The organism is Vibrio sp. 10N.222.46.A1 (assembly GCF_041473595.1).
Taxonomy (GTDB): domain Bacteria; phylum Pseudomonadota; class Gammaproteobacteria; order Enterobacterales; family Vibrionaceae; genus Vibrio; species Vibrio tasmaniensis_A.
Window position 1 is genome coordinate 1 of the sequence record NZ_JBFRSN010001145.1, and the last position, 621, is coordinate 621.

1 pseudogene is annotated in these 621 nt (G+C 39.1%); it reads right to left on the reverse strand.

Features of this window, described 5'->3' with window-relative positions:
• Positions 1-539 (reverse strand): annotated as a pseudogene (locus tag AB4496_RS24620) (HlyD family secretion protein); the annotation flags it as partial.
• Positions 540-621 lie beyond the last annotated feature (82 nt).

Below are 621 nucleotides of genomic sequence, written 5' to 3' on the forward strand. Positions count from 1 at the left end.
GCATAGTCCACATCGGATACCTGACCTTTTTTCCTATATTCTTCATATCGCGTTTGAATTTGCTGTACCGTGTTTAAATTACTGCGCGTTTCTTCAATGCCTTTCAAGTGCAGTAAGCCAATATCATCAGGAGACCTGATTTCTAAATCTAATAACTCAGCATGAAGAAATTCGATTTGCGCTTCCACTTCCATATTAGTCAACTGAATCGCTGTCTCTGATTTTAGGATTTGACTTCCATCGTCTACTGGAATTGGGCCGACTACTCCTGCAACTTTAGAGGTTAAGGTTACAGGATGCGAGGTAATGATTGCCGGAGCAATAACCAGAAAATTTGTCTTTAAGAAAAAATACGCTACGAATAATAGAGGGCTAACCACTAAGCTTAGGATTAAATACCAACGAAAGCGGTAGCCTCCTCTTTTCGCTTGTCCGTAAGCAACTTTGATACCATCATCCGATTGAGGGTTATTCTTTTTATCAAGATGAAATTTCACTTTCATTGTTAAAACCTTTTGCCTTTTTTCAATACCCACCAAGGAGCCATACTGGATTCTTCATGACTTCTTCTAAATAACTCATTCACCATAGAGAACGCCGTAATCAACCGCATAAAGAACT